Source organism: Steroidobacter cummioxidans (assembly GCF_003104955.1).
In genome coordinates this window covers 80403-98187 of the sequence record NZ_LSRW01000018.1, presented here as the reverse complement: position 1 = coordinate 98187, position 17785 = coordinate 80403, and the positions used below count along the sequence as shown (strand labels likewise).

The 17785-nt window shown below is 61.3% G+C and carries 16 protein-coding genes and 1 riboswitch; of the genes, 10 read left to right on the top strand and 6 right to left on the bottom strand.

All coding sequences use genetic code 11. The annotated features are described in order from the left end of the window. Window positions 1-155 precede the first annotated feature (155 nt). Both D0550_RS11880 and crcB read left to right on the top strand, forming a co-directional pair. Window positions 156-617, top strand: a complete 462-nt coding sequence (locus D0550_RS11880; RefSeq protein ID WP_116809402.1) for a nucleoside deaminase — start codon at window positions 156-158, stop codon at window positions 615-617. Between the two features lie 33 nt (window positions 618-650). After that, window positions 651-713: riboswitch (Fluoride riboswitch) on the top strand. A gap of 82 nt (window positions 714-795) precedes the next feature. Next, window positions 796-1173 (top strand): fluoride efflux transporter CrcB, encoded by a 378-nt coding sequence (gene crcB, locus D0550_RS11875; protein WP_174842489.1) that lies wholly within the window; start codon window positions 796-798, stop codon window positions 1171-1173. A 93-nt stretch (window positions 1174-1266) separates the two neighbouring features. Here the strand turns inward: crcB and D0550_RS11870 are convergent, their stop codons facing one another. Beyond that, the gene (locus tag D0550_RS11870) at window positions 1267-3270 is read right to left on the bottom strand and encodes a hypothetical protein (RefSeq protein WP_116809401.1); all 2004 of its coding nucleotides are present in this window, start codon (window positions 3268-3270) and stop codon (window positions 1267-1269) included. 329 nt (window positions 3271-3599) lie between these two features. Here D0550_RS11870 and D0550_RS11865 point away from each other — a divergent pair, with 329 nt between their 5' ends. Continuing rightward, on the top strand, window positions 3600-4202 hold the full coding sequence (locus D0550_RS11865) for an outer membrane beta-barrel protein (RefSeq protein WP_161965781.1): 603 nt from the start codon (window positions 3600-3602) through the stop codon (window positions 4200-4202). 20 nt (window positions 4203-4222) lie between these two features. Here D0550_RS11865 and aqpZ read toward each other — a convergent pair whose 3' ends face one another. Beyond that, window positions 4223-4948 carry an aquaporin Z gene (gene aqpZ, locus D0550_RS11860; RefSeq protein WP_116809399.1) on the bottom strand — a complete coding sequence of 242 codons (726 nt, stop codon included), beginning with the start codon at window positions 4946-4948 and terminating at the stop codon, window positions 4223-4225. Between the two features lie 96 nt (window positions 4949-5044). Further along, window positions 5045-5776, bottom strand: a complete 732-nt coding sequence (locus D0550_RS11855) for an NADPH-dependent F420 reductase (RefSeq protein ID WP_206606221.1) — start codon at window positions 5774-5776, stop codon at window positions 5045-5047. Between the two features lie 125 nt (window positions 5777-5901). On the opposite strand from D0550_RS11855, the gene D0550_RS11850 reads away from it, so the two are divergent. The 6 genes from D0550_RS11850 (at window position 5902) to D0550_RS11825 (ending at window position 12998) form a co-directional block, all read left to right on the top strand. After that, window positions 5902-6456, top strand: a complete 555-nt coding sequence (locus tag D0550_RS11850) for a mechanosensitive ion channel family protein (protein WP_116809398.1) — start codon at window positions 5902-5904, stop codon at window positions 6454-6456. Between the two features lie 158 nt (window positions 6457-6614). Then, window positions 6615-7787, top strand: a complete 1173-nt coding sequence (locus tag D0550_RS11845) for a sensor histidine kinase (protein WP_116809397.1) — start codon at window positions 6615-6617, stop codon at window positions 7785-7787. Window positions 7788-7795: 8 nt separating this feature from the next. Next, complete coding sequence (locus tag D0550_RS11840) at window positions 7796-8182, top strand: response regulator (RefSeq protein WP_116809396.1); 387 nt, start codon at window positions 7796-7798, stop codon at window positions 8180-8182. 7 nt (window positions 8183-8189) lie between these two features. Beyond that, window positions 8190-8687, top strand: a complete 498-nt coding sequence (locus D0550_RS11835; RefSeq protein ID WP_174842488.1) for a type 2 periplasmic-binding domain-containing protein — start codon at window positions 8190-8192, stop codon at window positions 8685-8687. After that, on the top strand, window positions 8680-9888 hold the full coding sequence (locus D0550_RS11830; RefSeq protein WP_153067128.1) for a hypothetical protein: 1209 nt from the start codon (window positions 8680-8682) through the stop codon (window positions 9886-9888). Before D0550_RS11835 ends, D0550_RS11830 begins: the two co-directional genes overlap by 8 nt. A 5-nt stretch (window positions 9889-9893) precedes the next feature. After that, on the top strand, window positions 9894-12998 hold the full coding sequence (locus tag D0550_RS11825) for a response regulator (protein WP_116809394.1): 3105 nt from the start codon (window positions 9894-9896) through the stop codon (window positions 12996-12998). Here the strand turns inward: D0550_RS11825 and D0550_RS11820 are convergent. Beyond that, window positions 12995-13462: a putative toxin-antitoxin system toxin component, PIN family gene (locus D0550_RS11820; RefSeq protein ID WP_161965780.1), complete on the bottom strand. Its 468-nt coding sequence runs from the start codon at window positions 13460-13462 to the stop codon at window positions 12995-12997. The two genes, D0550_RS11825 and D0550_RS11820, sit on opposite strands and share 4 nt — an antisense overlap. Window positions 13463-13577: 115 nt before the next feature. On the opposite strand from D0550_RS11820, the gene D0550_RS11815 reads away from it, so the two are divergent. Continuing rightward, window positions 13578-14318, top strand: coding sequence for a carbon-nitrogen hydrolase family protein (locus D0550_RS11815; RefSeq protein ID WP_161965779.1), 741 nt, complete (start codon window positions 13578-13580; stop codon window positions 14316-14318). A gap of 15 nt (window positions 14319-14333) precedes the next feature. Here D0550_RS11815 and D0550_RS11810 read toward each other — a convergent pair whose 3' ends face one another. Together D0550_RS11810 and D0550_RS11805 are read right to left on the bottom strand one after the other, a co-directional pair. Continuing rightward, on the bottom strand, window positions 14334-15710 hold the full coding sequence (locus D0550_RS11810) for an erythromycin esterase family protein (RefSeq protein WP_116809391.1): 1377 nt from the start codon (window positions 15708-15710) through the stop codon (window positions 14334-14336). A gap of 65 nt (window positions 15711-15775) precedes the next feature. Continuing rightward, window positions 15776-17767, bottom strand: coding sequence for an alpha-amylase family glycosyl hydrolase (locus D0550_RS11805; protein WP_116809390.1), 1992 nt, complete (start codon window positions 17765-17767; stop codon window positions 15776-15778). Between the last annotated feature and the right edge of the window lie 18 nt (window positions 17768-17785).

Here is a 17785-nt window from a genome sequence, read left to right as displayed (position 1 = left end):
CTCGCTGTGAGTGTGCGAGAACGAGAGGAGAGGTTGTTGAGCTTACAATGATTTGGAACTGCCGGCTCACGTCCAAATACTTACCTCATGGAGTGACGCGCGCGTTTGTAGGCGGGAGCGCATACAATCGCGTCGACCATCGCAGAGGCGCGGCCATGAGTACTCCAGACACTTTCCTTCGTACGGCGATCGAGCTTGCATATGCGAACGTCGAGCGCGGTGCTCGGCCCTTCGGCGCTGTCGTCGTGAAGAATGGCGAAGTGCTGGCGACGGGCGTGAACGAGGTGATCCGTACGAACGATCCCACAGCACACGCAGAGCTGATGGCGATCCGCGCTGCCAGTCAGAAGCTCGGCTCGCCCAATCTTGCCGGTTGCGCAGTGTTCGCCAGTGGTCACCCCTGTCCTATGTGCATGGCGGCGATGCGCCTGGCCGGCGTTACCGAGATCACGTATGCGTATTCCAACGACGACGGTGCGCCTTACGGCCTGTCCACCGCTGCGATCTATGCCGATCTGGCCAAGCCCTTCTCGGAACAAGCCATGAAGATCGCCTACCTGCCGGTTCGTCTGCAGTCGCGTGTGGATCTTTACGAAGCCTGGCAGGGCAGATCCTAGGCGCGCGCAGCGACGCGAACGTGTATTCTTGCGACTCGATTAGGGAATGGGGCTTCCCGAATAACCGCCAATAAGGCTGATAGCTCCTGCTGTACTGAGGGTCATCACCTTCTTGCGGTAGGAGTACGCCTCAAGAAACCGACGTCGACCCTTCACTTTGTCATTGGAGGGTCTGTCGATGAATGGCTTTCTGATCGTTTTCATGGGCGGTGGGCTCGGTGCGGCGTGCCGGCATGGAATGAATGTTCTTGCCACCCACCTCGTCGGTGCTCGTTATCCTTTCGGCACCTTTGTCATCAACGTGCTCGGTTCGTTGCTCATCGGGGTGTTGGCCGAGTGGTTTGCGCTACGCTCGCATCTGTCCGCAAACCTTCGCCTGTTCCTCGTGACGGGCATCCTCGGTGGCTTCACCACCTTCTCCGCCTTCTCGCTGGAGGTCGGCCTGCTTCATGAGCGAGGCGACACCGCCGCTGCGGCGCTCTACGCCGTTGCCTCGGTCGTGTGTGCTGTGGGCGCGATGTTTGGTGGCATGTACGCACTCCGTCACTTTGCGTAAGTGATCCTGAATCCGGTAGCGCGGAGCAGACATCCATATCCAACTCCGCGCCACCGTAACCGCACTACCTACCGATCAATCGACGCCTGTGCGTCACGCAGCGATGAGCGGAACCGCGATGATGGCGTTGTCGCCGAATGTTTCATCCGTCAGCCACTGCATCGTGACCGAAGATGCGCCCGGCTTGTCGGACATGCCGATCGACAGGTAGCCCACGCCGGGGTCGTCGTACGACACTCTCTCGGTTTGTCCCGACGCCGCTTCCATCTCCAGTCGCACCATCAAGCAGAAGTCTGCGACTAAATTGCCTGGCGCGGACGACACGTTCACGTCGATGTATGACTCCTCATCGTTCTGCGCGCCGACGGCGGTACCCACGCTGGCGACACCCGTTCGCGAAACGACTGCGATCACCTGATTCGTGACACCGATCGCGCTGACCGCGGATACGGTTTGCGCGCCCGTGTCAGGATTCAACAGGCTATACAGATGCAGACGACCCTCTGTTCGCAGCAGCGTCGGCGTCTGAGTGCCGTACGTGACAGACGAAGGCACGGTGCCGTCGTTCATCACGCCGATCAGCACATGGCGGTTGGCTCCTGCTGCTGTGTGAGAAACAGAGATCGTGGCGGTTTCCGCCGCGGCTTGGCTCGCTGCGTTGAACTCGATGCCGGACGACAACGGACGGACACCGATCAGATCCGACATGTTCGAGGTGATGAAGCAGCCGCGGTTGATAGAGCCGCTGGTGCCGCCGCCGAGCAGATCGAGGATGTCGACGCCTGAATTGCGTTCGCTGGAGGTGCTCTGCAACTGGCCGAACTGCGCATTGCCCCACGTCGTCGACGCCAGCAGCGGATCACGAACCTGCGAGTTCAGGTCTTGACCGGTTCGCGATTGCAGCTGGCTCAATGTCTCGGCGCCGATGGCCGGCGTCGCGTTGCCCACATACGAGTACGAGTTGCTGAAGTTATAGGCGGTATTCCGGTCGCGTGACAGCACGGAGCTGTCGCTGCCGTTGGAGCCGAAATACGGCATGCAATAGAACCTCGTGCCCGTGTGCAGAATGTTGTTGTGAATCCGCCAGGTCGGGGTGGATTGGTTGCCCTGAAAGGAATCGCGCAGCCAGCCGTCCTCACCGGTGCCGGTCATGTTGATAGACGTGTTGTTGATCAAATAGACCGAGCGGGTGTCGACGCCGCCGCCTTGAAAGTGCGGCCGGACAAACATGCGTCCGCCATAGCTGAGGTTCTGCACGAACACGTTCGGGCCGTAGGTGTCGTCGGTGTCCGAGAGATTGTAGTGATAGATGTTCACGCCATAGCCATCGTCGTTGACGCGGCTCAGATTCCGGCGAAATACCAGGCCGCCGCGCACCGGGCGGGACGTGCCGGCGCCTTTGACGTACACCGCGACGTTGACGTAGTCGAAGGTGTTGTTCTCGAACGTGATGTCATGACAAAAGCGTGTGGTGATGGAAAACATCATCACGGCGGCACAGCCATAGAGCACGTTACTGTCAGCCGTATAGTTCGTGAACAGATTGTCGGTGAGCTGCACGTCGAACACGTCAGCTGCTTCGGTCGGCTCGATATAGACGCCGGCGAGATTGGTCGCCGCGCTGCCGCTGGTGTAGGTCGGCCATTCGGCCTGCGCTCGATCCAGGTGGCAGTAGCACAGCTTCACATGCGGTGCCTCGATGATGATCGAGCCCGTGTCCCGTCCTGGCATCGCGTTCGGCTCGTACACGTGCACGCCGTAAACATAGTTGTACGGCGCAGTCAGTCCGATGACGGGATTGCCCGTGGTCGTGCCGGGATGCGTGAATGTGGTGCGGCCAGTGCTGCTCAGCGCCGCATAGTTTTCGGCGAACCAGATGATGGGCTGGGTGGACGTGCCCGCCCGCGTGATCGGAAAGCAAGCCGATTTGGGCTGAGCCGTATTCGAACCGGCAATGGTGCCGGCGTTGAGCTGGATGACATCTCCCGGGCTGGCGTTGGCGATCGCCTGTGCCATGGTCCACGGATTCGTCTGCGACCCGTCACCCGTGCCGGTGGCGGCGCCGTCCACCCATTTGTTTGCAATAAACTGCGTCATGACTACTCCTTTGAAACCGCCGTGGACGGGAACTGCCGCCTCGTGCGACTCGATAACACCTCAATGTTTCCTGCACAGGCCGCTGCGAGGGAGGCTGCGAGCTGTGTGGATATACAGTAGGTGGGCGAATCGCGATCTGCAATGCTCGAAGCGCGATTAAAAAAATAAAGTGGCGGCGGTCGAAAAGGGGACCCTGAATGTCCTGTTTGGCAAGTACGTGCGGGGCAGGCGATGCGGTGTTATGGTTCGGGCCCGAGAACTGGGGAAGAAGCGGCGCTTGGCTGTGCCGGCTTCTGGAAAAATCCCGGCGATGTCAAGGAGTAGGTGGCGTGCCTGCGATCAGAGCGCTATTTCATTCAGTCCTGATTCCGCTAGCTTGCCTGGCGGCTGCCACCGCGTCGGCGGACCAGGCGGCCTCTCGCTGGTCGCTCGGTACGCAAGTGGGCTGGGCGCAAGGCAAAGGCGAGTCCGTCCCACCGACGGGCGACTTGAGCACGTACAGCCTCGATGCGTCCGCCACTTTTGGCGATAAGAGCCGGCCGGGTTGGCGCGTGTTCACCGGTTATCGCTTCACCGACTATCTGGCTGTTCATCTCGGCTACACCGATCTCGGGGAGTATTCCGGCGACGACAGTACGCAGAGGATCCGCGGCACCGATCTCGGCATGCAGCTGAAATTGCCGCTCAGCGAACGGGTCGCGATGGAGTTGCGGGGTGGCAAGTATTACTGGCGGTCGCGCACTCACGGGACCAGCTTGCAGGGCGAGGAATATGGCTTCTCCCGTCGCGGCTCGGATGTTTTCTTCGGCGCCGGCATAGAGGTCGCATTGCTCGAAGAAATCACCGCAACGCTGGGGTGGACGCGTTATGACATCGCCGGCGAGCCGGTTCACCTGTGGACCGTCGGTACCTTGTTCCGCTTCACCATGTAGCGAGGCTGTGGCGCGTGCCGCTAGGTGGTGCGGCCAGTAATCGGCGGCGGACTGACTTCCTCTGCTTCGAACACGTTCTTGTACACGACGCCCGCGAGCACCGCGCCGATGATGGGCATCACCCAGAAAAACCACAGCTGACCGACTGCCCAGTCACCCACGAACAATGCCGGGCCGGTGCTGCGCGCCGGATTCACCGAAGTGTTGGTGACCGGAATACTGATGAGATGAATGAGCGTCAATGCCAGACCGATTGCGAGGCCTGCGAAGCCGACTGGCGCGCGTTTATGAGTGGCGCCGAGAATGACGATCAGGAACATGAACGTCATCACGATTTCGCTGACCGCGCTCGCCAGCATGGAATAGCCGCCGGGCGAGTGTTCGCCGTAGCCGTTGCTGGCGAATCCTTTCGTGACAGTGAAATCCGGTGCACCAGAAGCGATGACATACAGGACGGCTGCGGCGACGATCGCGCCTGCGACCTGCGCCACGACATATGAAAGGATCTGGCTCGCAGGAAACCTGCCGCCGGCCCAGAGCCCGACGGTGACTGCCGGATTGAAGTGGCCGCCCGAGATCGGGCCGAGCGAATAAGCGCCCGTGAGGACAGTCAGGCCGAAAGCGAGCGACACGCCGGCCAGTCCGATCCCCAGTTCCGGAAAGGCCGCGGCCAGCACGGCGCTGCCACAGCCGCCAAGCACCAGCCAGAAGGTGCCAACGAACTCGGCCGCGAGCTTGGCAAACATACGAGATCACTCCCGATTGTTATTAGCGCCAGCGTGACAATCGGCACTTTGCTCGCCTGCGAGTCAGAAAACCAGCCGCAATGAGGGCAACGCCACTCAAGCTTTGAGCTTCGCGACGATGTCACGAATTTCAGCCGGCGTATGTTCGCCCGCGAGCGGCGTTCCAGGCATGAGGTACTTGCCCATATCCAGTCCGCCGATGAGCACGGGCTCATAACCGACGTCACGAATCAGGCGCGAGGCGAGGGCAATGGCTTGCGCGTCATCGCCGGCAATGGGCATTCCAATTTTGCCCGGCGATTCGATGGCACTGCCCATGCGCGCAGCACCAATTGCGTTGAATGCGCGAACGATGCGGGCGCCAGGAAGCAACTCGGCGGAAGTGAGTCCGACGCCTTGTTCGCGGGCGCGGGTGGCGATCTCGCCGTCGCGTGCTGGGAAGGGGTTGCACGCGTCGATGACGACCTTGCCTTTGATTGTGTCACCGAGGCTTTTGCCTAGTTCCGGCAGAGAGCCATAGGGAACCGCGATCAATACAGCCTCGCCGAATGCGGCGGCTTCTGCGGGCGAGCCCGCTCGCGCTTTTGCGCCGAGCTCTGCTGCAAGCGCCTTGTCATGAGCGAGATTGCGCGAGGAGAATATCACTTCGTGCCCACTCTTGATCCAGCTGCCGCCGATGGCGCTGCCGACCTTGCCGGAGCCGATGACGCCGATGCGGGTGCTCGTTGCTGTAGCTGCCAGGGCAGGCAACGCGCCCGAGCCGACGGCGGCAGCCGCCGCCGCGAGCTTGATCAACAACCGTCGATCTGCGTCGATACCAGATTTCATGACAGGCTCCTTTCTTGCCGAACGCTATCCTAGCGCTGTGACGGGATAAGGCTACTGTCGTATTCTTCACGGTCCCATGATTCAGCAATCGTGGGGTGTGCAAGCAGCGAAGGTGTTTTCGAGCGATGAGTGAATTCTGGCCGTCATGGGCCCGGCAGTGGTTGGACGTGATCGTTCCCGCTGTTCAGGTGTTGTTGATCATTCTGGCGGCGTGGCTGACGCAGCGGCTGGCACGTCGAGTGATGCGTCGTCTGGGCGAGCACAATCTGCCACCCGAGATACTGACCATCGGGCGCCGGATCTCGGCCTTTTTGATTTACGGTGCGGCGCTGCTGTTCGTGCTCGAGCGAGTGGGCGTATCCGCGTCGGTGCTGTGGGGCGCTTTCACCGGTTTTGCGGCCGTCGCGGCGGTGGCGTTCTTCGCCGTGTGGAGCGTGCTCTCCAACATCTTTTGCTCGGTGTTGATCTTCACGACGCGTCCGTTCCGACTGTATGACCGCATCGAGGTGCTGGAGAACGGCGAGAAGGCCGGCTTGCAGGGACGAGTGATCGATATCAATCTGATCTACACGACGTTACAGGAAGAGGGCACCGATGACGGCCAGCCCGGCCCGACGCTGCAAATTCCGAACAGCCTGTTCTTTCAGCGCGCCGTGCGGCGGTTCCGGGCGACAGGTTGACGCCGGAGCGAGCGACTGTACGTATTAACCACGGTCGATGCCGTTGATCGTGCATCGACCACGGCGTTTGCAGCTGGACACACCGCAACGAATCTCAGATCATCCGATTCCACGTCGTCGTTGCTGCTAAACGCCGACGGCAACAGCAGAGTGTCACGATGAAGCGGCAGGAAGATCGCACCGGTGCCGGCCCGATGTTTGCGGGCAGCGCCATGGGTGAGGCGATCATTGCAAAAGACTGGACGAGCCATGCGCTGGGGACGATCGACAAGTGGCCGCTGAGTTTACGAACCGCACTTGGCATTTGTCTCGGGTTCCCTGCGCCCTCGTGCATTGCCTGGGGCGAACAACGCTCGCAGCTCTATAACGACGCCTATTCTCGAGTGTCGCTCATTCATGGCGAGGCGCTCGGCGTGGATTTCGCTCACAGTTGGGTGCAATCGTGGCCCGCCATGCATGCGTGCTTCGAACGTGCGACTCGCGGCGAGTCGGCACGACTGGAGAATCAACAGGTATCGCTCGATCGCGACGGCGGCAGCGAACTGGTCGTCGTAACGCTTTCGTTTGTTCCCGTGCACGATGACTCAGGCGGAATCGGCGGTGTGCTCATTACCTTGTTCGAGGCGAGCTCGACGGAGCTGCGTGAGGAACTGAGGCGAAGCCAGGCGGCGCTCGAGCAGCGCGGACACGTCCTCTCTCACGATTTTCGCGCGCCGCTGCGGATGCTCGAACAGATGTCGAAGATCCTCGTCACCGATCACGCCGAACAGCTGCCGCCGCGGACCACGGGCCTGCTCGATCATATTGGCAGCGGCGCGGCGAAGTTGGCGATGCGAGTCGAGGCGTTGACGCGTTTCGATACGCTCAGCCAACGTCCGCTGCATCGACAAAGCGTCGATGTCGCGGCACTGACCAGCAAGATCATCGCGGAGCTGCGTGCTGCGACACCGGATCGTCAGATCGAAGTTGTGGTCGAAGAGTTGCCTCCTGCTCGAGCCGACTTCGAGCTGCTGCGCCTGGTGTGTCACAACCTGCTGACAAATGCATTCAAGTTCACCCGGCACGCTGCGCAGCCACGCATCGAAGTCAGCGGCAAGCAACAGGGGCATCACATCGTTTATTGCGTCAAGGACAACGGCGTCGGCTTCGATCCCAAGTATGCGCGTCGCTTGTTTGGAATCTTCCAGCGCATGCACACTGAGGAAGAGTTCGAAGGACTGGGAACGGGGCTGGCGATGGCGAAGCAGCTGATCGAGCGGCATGGCGGTACGATCTGGGCAGAGGCTGAGAAAGGCCGTGGCGCGGAGTTTCGGTTCACGCTGCCCGCGTGACGCTTCCCATGAGCGCGCACGTCCTAATCATTGAAGACAATGAAATGAGCCTGGCGCTCGCCGAGTATCTGTTGCGCGACGCTGGCTACACCGTCAGTAGTGCGACCGATGGCGGCAGTGGCATGCGCCTGGCGCTGGAGAACACCGCCGATCTCATTCTCTGCGATCTCGACTTACCCGTGATCGAGGGGCCGCAACTGGTGCAGGCACTACGAGCCAACAACGATTGGCACAAGGTGCCGGTGTTGGCCTTCACCGCGGCCTCGATGCGCGAGGAGCAACGGCAAGAGCTTGCTGCGGACTTCGATGGATGCATCGTCAAGCCCGTCGATCCGGTATCGTTCGCCGCCACCATTGGCCAGCACCTGGCATCCGAGCTGCATTCTCAAGGATAGAGCGTTAGTGAATTTTCCCGTCCACATGCCGATGCTGCGCCGGTTGCGCTGCTTGCTGAGCGCGCTGCTCTTGATGCTCTCGTTTACCGCGAGCTCGCAGAACAGCGACCTTGCGGTCGAGGTCATCGTCAGTCCATCGCTGGCGAAAGTCACATTGGATCGCAACCTGTTGCGTGCGGTGTTCACGATGCGAGTGCGCGAATGGCCCGATGGCACGCCCATTCGCGTGTTCGTACTGCCGGACGACAATCCGCTCAGCGATCGGTTTTATCGCGAGCGACTCGGCATGTACTCGTACGTGCTGCGCCGGGCCTGGGATCGCATGGTTTTTACCGGCACCGGCTTTGCTCCTACCGTGGTGCGCTCGGAAGCGGAAATGGTCGAGCGTGTGCGCTCGACGCCGGGTGCGATCGGATTCGTGCGCAAGCGCGAAACCTCATCGCAAAATCGCCCAGCGCCGCCGCGCTGGACCATCGTGGTGTTGACGGCAGATGGCCATGGCTGACGGATTGAACAAGACAGCAGAACAGTGCTGCCGTGTGCGCCTTGCGGCCGCACTCGCCGCGATTTTTTGCAGCGGCTCCGCGAGCGCGCTCGACTATCAGATTCATGGCTATGCGGCGCAAGGCTTTGTGCTGAGCAGTCACAATGATTTCTTTGGCGACAGCTCCGGCGGCAGCTTCGACTATTACGAGGCGGGCATCAACGCAGCGGTGCGCGTGCAACCGAACCTTTCGTTCGCGGTCCAGGCGGCGGTCCGCGATGCGGGCATCAGCGATGACGGTTCGGTACGTCTGGACTACGCGGTTGCCGACTATCGCGTGCTGTCCGAAGCAGGCATTCAAGCGGGCTTGCGCGCCGGCAAAGTGAAGAACGCTCTCGGTTTCTACAATGAAACCCGTGACGTGGTGTTCACGCGGCCGAGCATCTTGCTGCCTTCCGTTTACAGCGACAATCAGAATCAGCGCAGTCTGATCTTCACATCGCCAGGTGCACAGGCTTACGGCGCCACCGTCATGGGGATGCATGAGCTGTCGTTCACGGCCACCCTCAACGCGGAGCGAGACGTGCGGAGGAACGACGAGCGCTTGCTGGTGGAACTCACCGTGCCGTTCGATCTGCGCGTCGGCGACTCCTGGAACATCCAGATCATGGATTCGATCGACGGTGGCAGATGGCAGTTTGCGTATAGCCATTTCGGTGGGCAGTTCCGCCTGTCCACGGCTCCAGAGATCGATCTCAGCGGCCGTTTCGATGTCGATCTGAATGTGTTCTCGGCTCGCTTCAACGCTGAGCGCGTCACGCTCACCGCCGAGTATGTGTTGATCGACAATGACAACCGACTGACATTCATGGGAGCGCCGTTCCTGCATCAGCGCGTCGCGGCGGACGCCGGGTATCTGCAGGCCGAGTATCGGCTCAACTCCAGTTGGGCGGTAATGACGCGACTCGACAGTTCCTATCGGGATCGCCACGATCGCAGTGGCCGTGACTTTGCCGCGGCGAATCCCGGAGTCGACCGCCGGACGCAGTTCAGTCACGATTTCACCATTGGTATCAACTGGCGCCCCGATCAGCACTGGGGCTTCTGGGCCGAGCACCATTGGATCAATGGCACGGCGACGCTGCAGCGGCTGGAGAATCCGCCGCCCGTGCGCCACCAGCGCTGGTCGATGCTCATGCTGATGGCGGGCTACAAGTTCTGAGCGGCATGAATTCCACGGCGTTGCCACCTCCCGAATCGTCCCATCGGATGCGGCCACGCCTGAGCTTGATGTGGAAGGCGCTGCTGCTGCTCATCATCCTGCTTGGCACGACCTATCCCTTCCTCGGCTATCTCGGCTACCACAGCCTGCAGGAGCAGAACGAGCGCAATCGCCAGGAGGAGATGGATCGCTTCGGCATGTCGCTCAACGCGCTGCTCGAGCGCGCCAGCGACGAGTTGACTCGGCTTGCCACCAACATGGCGGCGGTGACCAGCACGCGCGAGTTGCAGTCGAGCGACCTGGCCGATCTCTCGCCGGCCGCAGGGTTGTTGTCGGCGTTGACTCGCATCGAGTATTACACCGCGGAGGGGCAGCTGATCGCGCGCTGGGCCAGCACTGCCTCGGGCACTGCCTTGCCGTTCAATGTTAGCGATGTGCTGAGCAGCTTGCGTCAGACACATCGGCCGATGGCGCGTCTCACCTGTGTCCGCGAGTGTGTACTCCACGCTTTCGTGCCCGCGTTCGATCGCGATGGTCGCGAGATCTCGATGATAGTGAGCCAGCTCGCGTCGGATCAGCTGCAGGCGTTTCAGCGGGTGGCGGGCGCGGATGTCGCGCTGATGGAGTCCGGCGACACTTCCAGCGACCAGTCATTGCCACAGCTGTGGGGACGGCATCTGCGCGTGCTCACCAATGCGCCCACGCTGGTGCCGGTGTTGGCCGAATTGAACTATGAGCGGCCGACGCCCGCTGCCAACACCAGAGTGGCGAAGGTCGTTGGCGAGCGCAGCTATCTGCTCCAGATTCATACATTGCCGGCGCGCCTGCTCGGCGATGATGGTGGGCCCGAGGCGCTGTTCATCGTCGACGATACGGCCGCGCAAGCCCGCATTCGGGCGGATACGAAGAAAAGCACCTTGGCGATCGCTGGTGGTCTGGCCTTTTCATCGCTGGCTTTGTTGATCGTAGCGTGGCCGGTGCTGCGTCGGCTGGTTCGCGTCACGCGAGCACTGCCGGTGGTGGCCGAACAGAAGTTCGCGGAAGCGCGCGGTTTGTTGGGCGAGGACCGGATCGATTCGCGCTTTTCCGATGAGGTCGACGTACTGCGCCACAGCGCGGCGTTGCTGGCCACCAGGCTCGAACGATTGAATCAAGTGGAATCGGCGAGCGCGGCGAAATCGAGCTTCCTGGCGACCATGAGTCACGAGATTCGCACGCCGCTCAACGCCATCATCGGGGCCACCAGTCTGCTCAAGGACACGCAGCTCGACGAGCGTCAGCGCGAGTACGTCGAAATGGCGCGTTTGAGCGGCGGCGTGCTGCTGGACCTGATCAATGACATCCTGGATTTCTCCAAGATCGAAGCCGGGCGGCTCGATCTGGAGCAGCAGGCGTTCAATCTGCGCGTGTGCGTGGAGGAGTCACTGGATCTGCTGGCGAATCGGGCCCAGGAAAAAGGCCTGGAGCTGGCTTACAACTACGATCCACAGTTGCCCGATTATTTCATCGGCGATACGGCGCGCATCCGCCAGGTGCTGGTCAATCTGTTGTCGAATGCAGTGAAGTTCACGGCCGGCGGCGAAGTCGTTGCCGAGATCACTGGGACACGCGAGCAGCATGATCGCTACACGATACGGATCGCGATTCGTGATACCGGCATCGGGATTCCACCGGAGCTCCGCCACCGCTTGTTCGAAATGTTCAGCCAGGTGGATGTTTCCACCACTCGGGTGTACGGCGGCACGGGCCTGGGCCTGGCGATCTCCAAGCGTCTGGCGGAGGCCATGAACGGCGATATCCAGGTAGACAGTACCGTCGGCGTCGGCTCGACATTCACCGTCACACTGCCGCTGGAAGCCGCGCCCGCTGAGCGCCTGCCGACGCGGCCGGGAGCGCTGGATCCGACGCAACTGAACGGCCGGCATGTGCTCATCGTGGCAGAGAACGAAACCACCCGCGGCGTGTTGCGACAGTACTGCGACTCGTGGGGCATGGCTGTTGTCGATACTTCATCGCCTGCGCAGGCGCTGGACCTGATTCGCAGCGGCCAACAGTTCGACGTAGCGCTCATCGACTACACGTCATCAACCATGGACGCAGCGCAGCTCGCCACGGAAATTGCGACGCTGGATGCCGACCATTCGGTAAAGATTCTGATGGTGGCGAGTCATGGCCCGGCGCATGAAGCAGCACGCGCGGCCGGGTCGAATGTCAAAGGAGTGTTGACCAAGCCGCTGCATCAATCCCAGGTCTTCGATGCACTGGCGGCTGTGCTGACGGGCTCGGTCGATTCACTGGAATATCAGCTCAATCTGCAGCGCGCCAGCCACTCACAACTTCAGTCACCGTTGCGTATCCTGCTGGCCGAAGACAATGTCGTGAACCAGCGCCTGGCGCAGTTGCTGCTGGAGCGGTTGTCGCAGACGGCGGATATCGTGTCGAATGGCATCGAGGCAGTCGAGGCTGCGATGCGATTGCCGTATGACCTCATCCTGATGGATGTTTTGATGCCGGAGTTGGATGGCCTCGATGCGACTCGGCAGATCCGCGAGCGCTTGCCGAAGGACCGTCAGCCACGCATCGTCGCGATGACGGCCAACGCGCTGACGGGCGATCGAGAGCTGTGCCTGGCCGCTGGCATGGACGATTACATCAGCAAGCCGGTGCAACTCGACCAGCTGGCAAAGGTCCTGCTATGGCAACAACTGCAGGTGGAGGCATCGACCAGCGCCGATGCTGGCACAGCAAACAACGAGTCGGCGGCGGACTTTCAACAGGAGACTATCGATCGGCTGATTTCAGCTGCCGGTGAGAAGGGTGCGCGCCTGGTATTGGGAGCAATGGTCGACAGCGCACCTCGACTGCTCGATGGACTGCGGGGATCGCTAACTGAAGGCGATGCGAAGGAGTTCAGACGCCACGCCCATACGCTGAAGACCAATGCGGCGACTGTTGGGGCTGACGCTCTGGCCCGGAAGTTCCAGGAGTTGGAAGACCTGGGTTCCGCTGGAGACCTGTTGCATGCCGCTGATGAGACCTCGTCGGCGGAGCAAGCCTACCGCAGTCTGGTTGCGTCGATCGATGACCTGCGCAAGAAGCTCAGCAGCTAAGAAATCAGCCGACTGCTCGTGTCCGTGAGTTTCGCTGTTAACTGCTGCGGACCAAGCACCGTCACGCCAAACTTTCGAGCGCGCTTCGCCAGATCCAGAACTGCACGATCCTTGCTGACGACGGCGTCTGCGCGATGATGGTAGGCGAGGGCGAGGAAATGATCGTCGTCGCGGTCCTTGCAGCGAGGAAAGCCGGCGGGCATGCCGAGATTCTCCAGCGTGACCCCCGCCGGTAACGAAACGATTCGAACTCGCGATTCGTAGCACTCCAGCAAGGCTGTTTGCTCGCTCTGCGCAAGCTTGAACTGCGGATACGTCAGCACGCGCCGCAACTCCTCCAGCGCTGGCATGTGAGTAACGAGCTCTACTCGTTGCTCATCCCAAGCGCGCTGCAGCTCGGACAGGCGCGCGTCCTCGAAGAGGAGCCAGTCGAGAACGATGTTGGTGTCGAGCACTAGTCTCATGGGATCGGTCGGGCCTGAGTGGCCGAAAGGGTAGCAGAATAGAAGCACCGGGCTGGAACAAAGGCCGGTAGCGCCCCGTCCTGTTAGATCGGGCCTTTCTAGACCGGGGTGCCCCATGAAAATCACCGTCTGTGAGCTGCCGGACCCGCGCAAGCCGTTCGACTCGGCCTGGGGCGATCTCGTCGAGCATGTGCGCGGCGCGCATAGCGACTTGGTGGTGTTGCCGGACATGCCTTTCAGCAGCTGGTTCGCGAGCTCGGATCGTTTCGATCGGGGAGTGTGGGCAGCGGCGGTGCGAGCGCACGACGAAGGGGAGCATCGGCTGCGGGAACTGAGCCCTGCGATGGTGATGGCGTCACGGCCGGTCGATTTTGGTAACGAGCGCTATGACGAGGGATTTCTTTGGGAGGAACCGCTCGGTGTGCTCTCCTTGCACGCCAAGTCCTTCCTGCCAGATACGAAAGGCGCCCGCGAAGGCTCGTGGTACGACAGCGCGACGGCTGAGTTCACTCCGGTGGAAGTGCGCGGGTTGCGCATCGCGATGTTGATCGGCAGCGAGATTTGGGCGCCGGGAGGTTACGAGGCGGAGACTGTCGATGTCCTGGCAATCCCGCGGGCCGGCGACATGGCAAAGAACGGCGACTGTTTGCAGCGCGCCTGCTCGCTCGCCCAGCATGCACACGCCTTTGCGGTGTCGTCGAATCGCTCGGGAGCTTTCGGGGGCCAGGCGTGGATCATTTCGCCAGAAGGTCAGGTGCTGGGCAAGACGAGCGCCGACGAGCCATTTCTTTCCATGGAGGTAGCCTTATGCATGCGCGGGACCGAGGAACGTTACTTCGACATGTTCGCTCAATGAGCGCGCCCATCCCTGTCACACGCCAAAAGGATACGTTTCGGGCATGCCTGTGCCGTGTCCCGCAGGCAGCGGCTTGATCGCCGTGGTTTGCTCGAACCACACCCAGGCATCGAACTGATCGCCGAGCATCGATTCAAAGTAGTGACTTTGCAGCTCGGTCTCCGGCCGGTAGATCACGCCGATGGCACGCTCGAGCAGCGAATGTGACAACTGCTCGGCAAGCGCTCGATCCGCATCCGCCCGCCAGTCTGTCAGTGAGCGGGGCAGGCCAGCTTCGCGAAATGCGTGTTCATAGCTGTCGTCGCGGGCCGGAAGCACGGTTTTGACTTGCATCGGCTCGCCCCAGTCGCTTGCGGCAGCGACCGTGCCGCGATCGGTGCCAAAGCCGATCAGAGCGCAGCTGTTGCCATAGGCCTTGCGACACAGCTCGCCAATGTTGAATTCCCCGGCCCAGCCCATCGCCGTCGCGGCGGCATTGCCGACATGAGAGTTGTGTGCCCAGACGACGGCTCGTGCGACGCCGTTGGATCTCACGCGTGCCGTATCCGCAGCACCCGCGAGCAGGGCTTGCAACGTATCGAACATGTGACGATCGCGAAGATTCCACGATTCGGCGGAACTGCGATACATCAGGCGGTAGTACTGTTCAGCACTGCGAACCACCCGCGCATTCTGAGCGGCGTTGAAGAACGTCTCGCCGTCTTCGTTCAAGTAACCGAGGCGACGCAGCAACAGTGCGCGGAGCTGTTCGACAGCTTCATCCTCGCATGTGTCACCACCCGACAGTATCTGGTGGCCGTACAGGGCAGGCTCGTTCTGCCACGGAGTCAGGCACGAGTAGCGCTGCCGAGCCGCGGTAGCTTGCGCGGGGTCGCGTCGATCCAGAAATTCCAGTACTGCGGCAATAGACGATTGCAAGCTGTATATGTCGAGCCCATGCAACGCGACGCGTGCCTTTGGATCGAGGTCACGGTTGTATGTGCGCAGCCAGTCGATGAATGCGGCGAACTCCTCGTTGCGCCACATCCATTGCGGAAAGCGGGCAAAGGCCTGCTCTCGGTTCGGTCGGGGCGTCAGATGACGAACATAGCTGTCGAGCTGCGCGACGTCGGGCCAGTCGCCTTCGATGGCCACGAAGGAAAAGCCGTGATTCTCGATCAGCCGCCGTGTAATCGCGGCACGGGCGCGATAGAACTCCGACGTACCGTGGGTGGCTTCGCCGAGCAGCACCAGCTTGGCAGTGCCGAAGCGATCGAAACGCTCCGCGAATTCAGCGCTGTGCAGCTCCGGCAACGCCTCACTCTTACGTTGCAGACTGGCACGCAGCTCATGTGCACTTCGCGTGCGGGCCTGGCGCAGGGAGCTGGAATAATCAACCGCATGCGAACTCATGGCGACACCGGGTCGGCTTCGATGCCCGAGCAATCCCTGACTGGGGGAATGGTTCCGATGTCGGCTCAGTTGCAGGCGTCAGCCGTGAGAACCCGAGCATCGAAAGGCTCGAGGCGCAGCGATTGCGAGGCAAGGTGAGTGAAGTACTCGCCTGTCAGGCGATCTTGCAGCCGCTTCTCCCACCACGAGCTGGAGAGTGCGGTCACAGGCGACAGTTTGAGATCGATATTCTCCGCGCTGAAGTTGAGCAGAACCAGTGCGTTTTCAGAGTCATGACAGTCCGCGGCTGGCTTGCTCGGGCGACGGATGTACGCCAGCACGGCGTCGTCGCGATTGGTCGCAATCAGCTCTATTTCTGGCGAGCGCAATGCTGCGACCTCTTTTCGAAGCCGAACCAGCTTGGTGTAGTGCTGCAGCAGATGATGACGGTCGTCCCACGACAGGGGTTGCTCATCGTAGGGGAGAAACTGCGCGCCGACTTCGTCGCCGTTATATATGAGTGGCAAGCCCGGCAAGGTGAGCAGCAGGGTCGCAGCGACTCGCGTGAGAGCCGCGCCGTGTCGGGTGATGAATCGGGCGCCAGTGTCGTTGTTGTTCAGAAAGCGCAGCACGAGGCCGGGTTCCGGAAGATCGCGGCTGCTGTTCAATAGCGCCGCACGCAATTTAGTCAGGTCTGGGGTTGTGCCGGCGAACGCATCATTCCAGGCCCATTCGCCGAGTTTGCCGGTCCAGTCGTAAGCGGCATCGAAGCCGTGTTGGAAGTAATAGCCGTCCAGGGCCGACGCTTCGGCAATCAGCAGCATGTCGGGATCGATGCGCTTGAGCTCCTGTCGCCAACGAGGCCAGAACTCCGGTGCCCGCTCGCGCACGCCCCAACTAACATCCACTCGGAAGCCGTCGATATTCAGCTCGCGTACCCAGTAGCTGAATGCTTCGATCATGTAGCGTTGCACTTCCGGGTTGTCGTACTCGAGATTCTTCAAGTGCGACCAGTCGAAATAGTTCATGGTCTGGCCACTGGCGTCGCGCTCGAACCAGTTGAAGTAGGGCGAGCGCTGCAGCTGACGGGCGGCATCGATGTAATAGGGGTGCGCGGTTGCCAGATGATTTGGAATGAAATCGATGAGTACGCGTAGCCCGTGCGCGTGCGCGGCCTCGATCAGCGCTTTCAGCTGCAGCTTTGTCCCGAACTCGGCTCGCGATTGAAAATGATCCGTCACCGCATAACCGAAGTCTTCAGGCGGTGCACCGGTGACGGGCGAGAGCCAGATGGCGGTGACGCCCAATGCGGCAATCTCCGGCAGCCGTTTGCGAACGTCGTCATAACCGTTGTGACCAAAGGCAAACGGCGCCACGCCATACAGAACACTCTGCGAGATCCATGCAGGCCGGTGGCGGTCGGGATCGACCTCTTTTGGCGAGCCGTCAACGACTTCGAAGACCGTGGTGCCCTCATCGCTGCGGCCGAGCGCATCGCTGACTCGCAGCGTGACGTAGTATTCGCCGTCCGCATCCGGTGTCTTGATCTGGATGTTTTTTGTAGTTGCCGGTGTGATGTCGAGTAGGGATTGAGTCGTGAGAATCAGCGGCGCCGCATTGCCTCGCTGCGACCGCCATTCGTAACGTGTGATCGGCGCACTGATGCCCGCGGCCATTCGGCTGCCTCCTGCATCCATCAAAATGGTTTGACCATCGATGCGAGTGCGGATCCATGCGCGTGGCCGATCCTCGATGCGAGCTAGCCAATGTTGAGTGGAGGAATGCGCGATGTCGCGGCCGTGCCGATTACAGCGCGCGCGAATTTCGTTGTCGCCGCTGCGCAAGGGGACTGAAGCCCAGAATCGATGATCCTGGAGGGTCGCAATCGCAGTCCCGGCGGGACCTCGAATCAGCACTTGGTCGCAGGCCGATGGGTCGACGCGGCCTTCGATGCGCTTGACGAGGGTCCACGCGTCACCTCCCGTCGTGTCGAACTCCACCGGGCCATCGGTTGCATGCGATGCGCAAGCGAGCGCGCACAGCGCCACGATCAATGTGCGGAGCCAGCGTGTCTGCATGAGCGGCAGAATAACCAG

Coding starts and splice junctions, on each gene's coding strand:
- D0550_RS11880 (WP_116809402.1), top strand. CDS start 156: ATGAGTACTCCAGACACTTTCCTTCGTACGGCGATCGAGCTTGCATAT.
- crcB (WP_174842489.1), top strand. CDS start 796: ATGAATGGCTTTCTGATCGTTTTCATGGGCGGTGGGCTCGGTGCGGCG.
- D0550_RS11870 (WP_116809401.1), bottom strand. CDS start 3,270: ATGACGCAGTTTATTGCAAACAAATGGGTGGACGGCGCCGCCACCGGC.
- aqpZ (WP_116809399.1), bottom strand. CDS start 4,948: ATGTTTGCCAAGCTCGCGGCCGAGTTCGTTGGCACCTTCTGGCTGGTG.
- D0550_RS11855 (WP_206606221.1), bottom strand. CDS start 5,776: ATGAAATCTGGTATCGACGCAGATCGACGGTTGTTGATCAAGCTCGCG.
- D0550_RS11850 (WP_116809398.1), top strand. CDS start 5,902: ATGAGTGAATTCTGGCCGTCATGGGCCCGGCAGTGGTTGGACGTGATC.
- D0550_RS11845 (WP_116809397.1), top strand. CDS start 6,615: ATGAAGCGGCAGGAAGATCGCACCGGTGCCGGCCCGATGTTTGCGGGC.
- D0550_RS11840 (WP_116809396.1), top strand. CDS start 7,796: ATGAGCGCGCACGTCCTAATCATTGAAGACAATGAAATGAGCCTGGCG.
- D0550_RS11830 (WP_153067128.1), top strand. CDS start 8,680: ATGGCTGACGGATTGAACAAGACAGCAGAACAGTGCTGCCGTGTGCGC.
- D0550_RS11825 (WP_116809394.1), top strand. CDS start 9,894: ATGAATTCCACGGCGTTGCCACCTCCCGAATCGTCCCATCGGATGCGG.
- D0550_RS11820 (WP_161965780.1), bottom strand. CDS start 13,462: ATGAGACTAGTGCTCGACACCAACATCGTTCTCGACTGGCTCCTCTTC.
- D0550_RS11815 (WP_161965779.1), top strand. CDS start 13,578: ATGAAAATCACCGTCTGTGAGCTGCCGGACCCGCGCAAGCCGTTCGAC.
- D0550_RS11810 (WP_116809391.1), bottom strand. CDS start 15,710: ATGAGTTCGCATGCGGTTGATTATTCCAGCTCCCTGCGCCAGGCCCGC.
- D0550_RS11805 (WP_116809390.1), bottom strand. CDS start 17,767: ATGCAGACACGCTGGCTCCGCACATTGATCGTGGCGCTGTGCGCGCTC.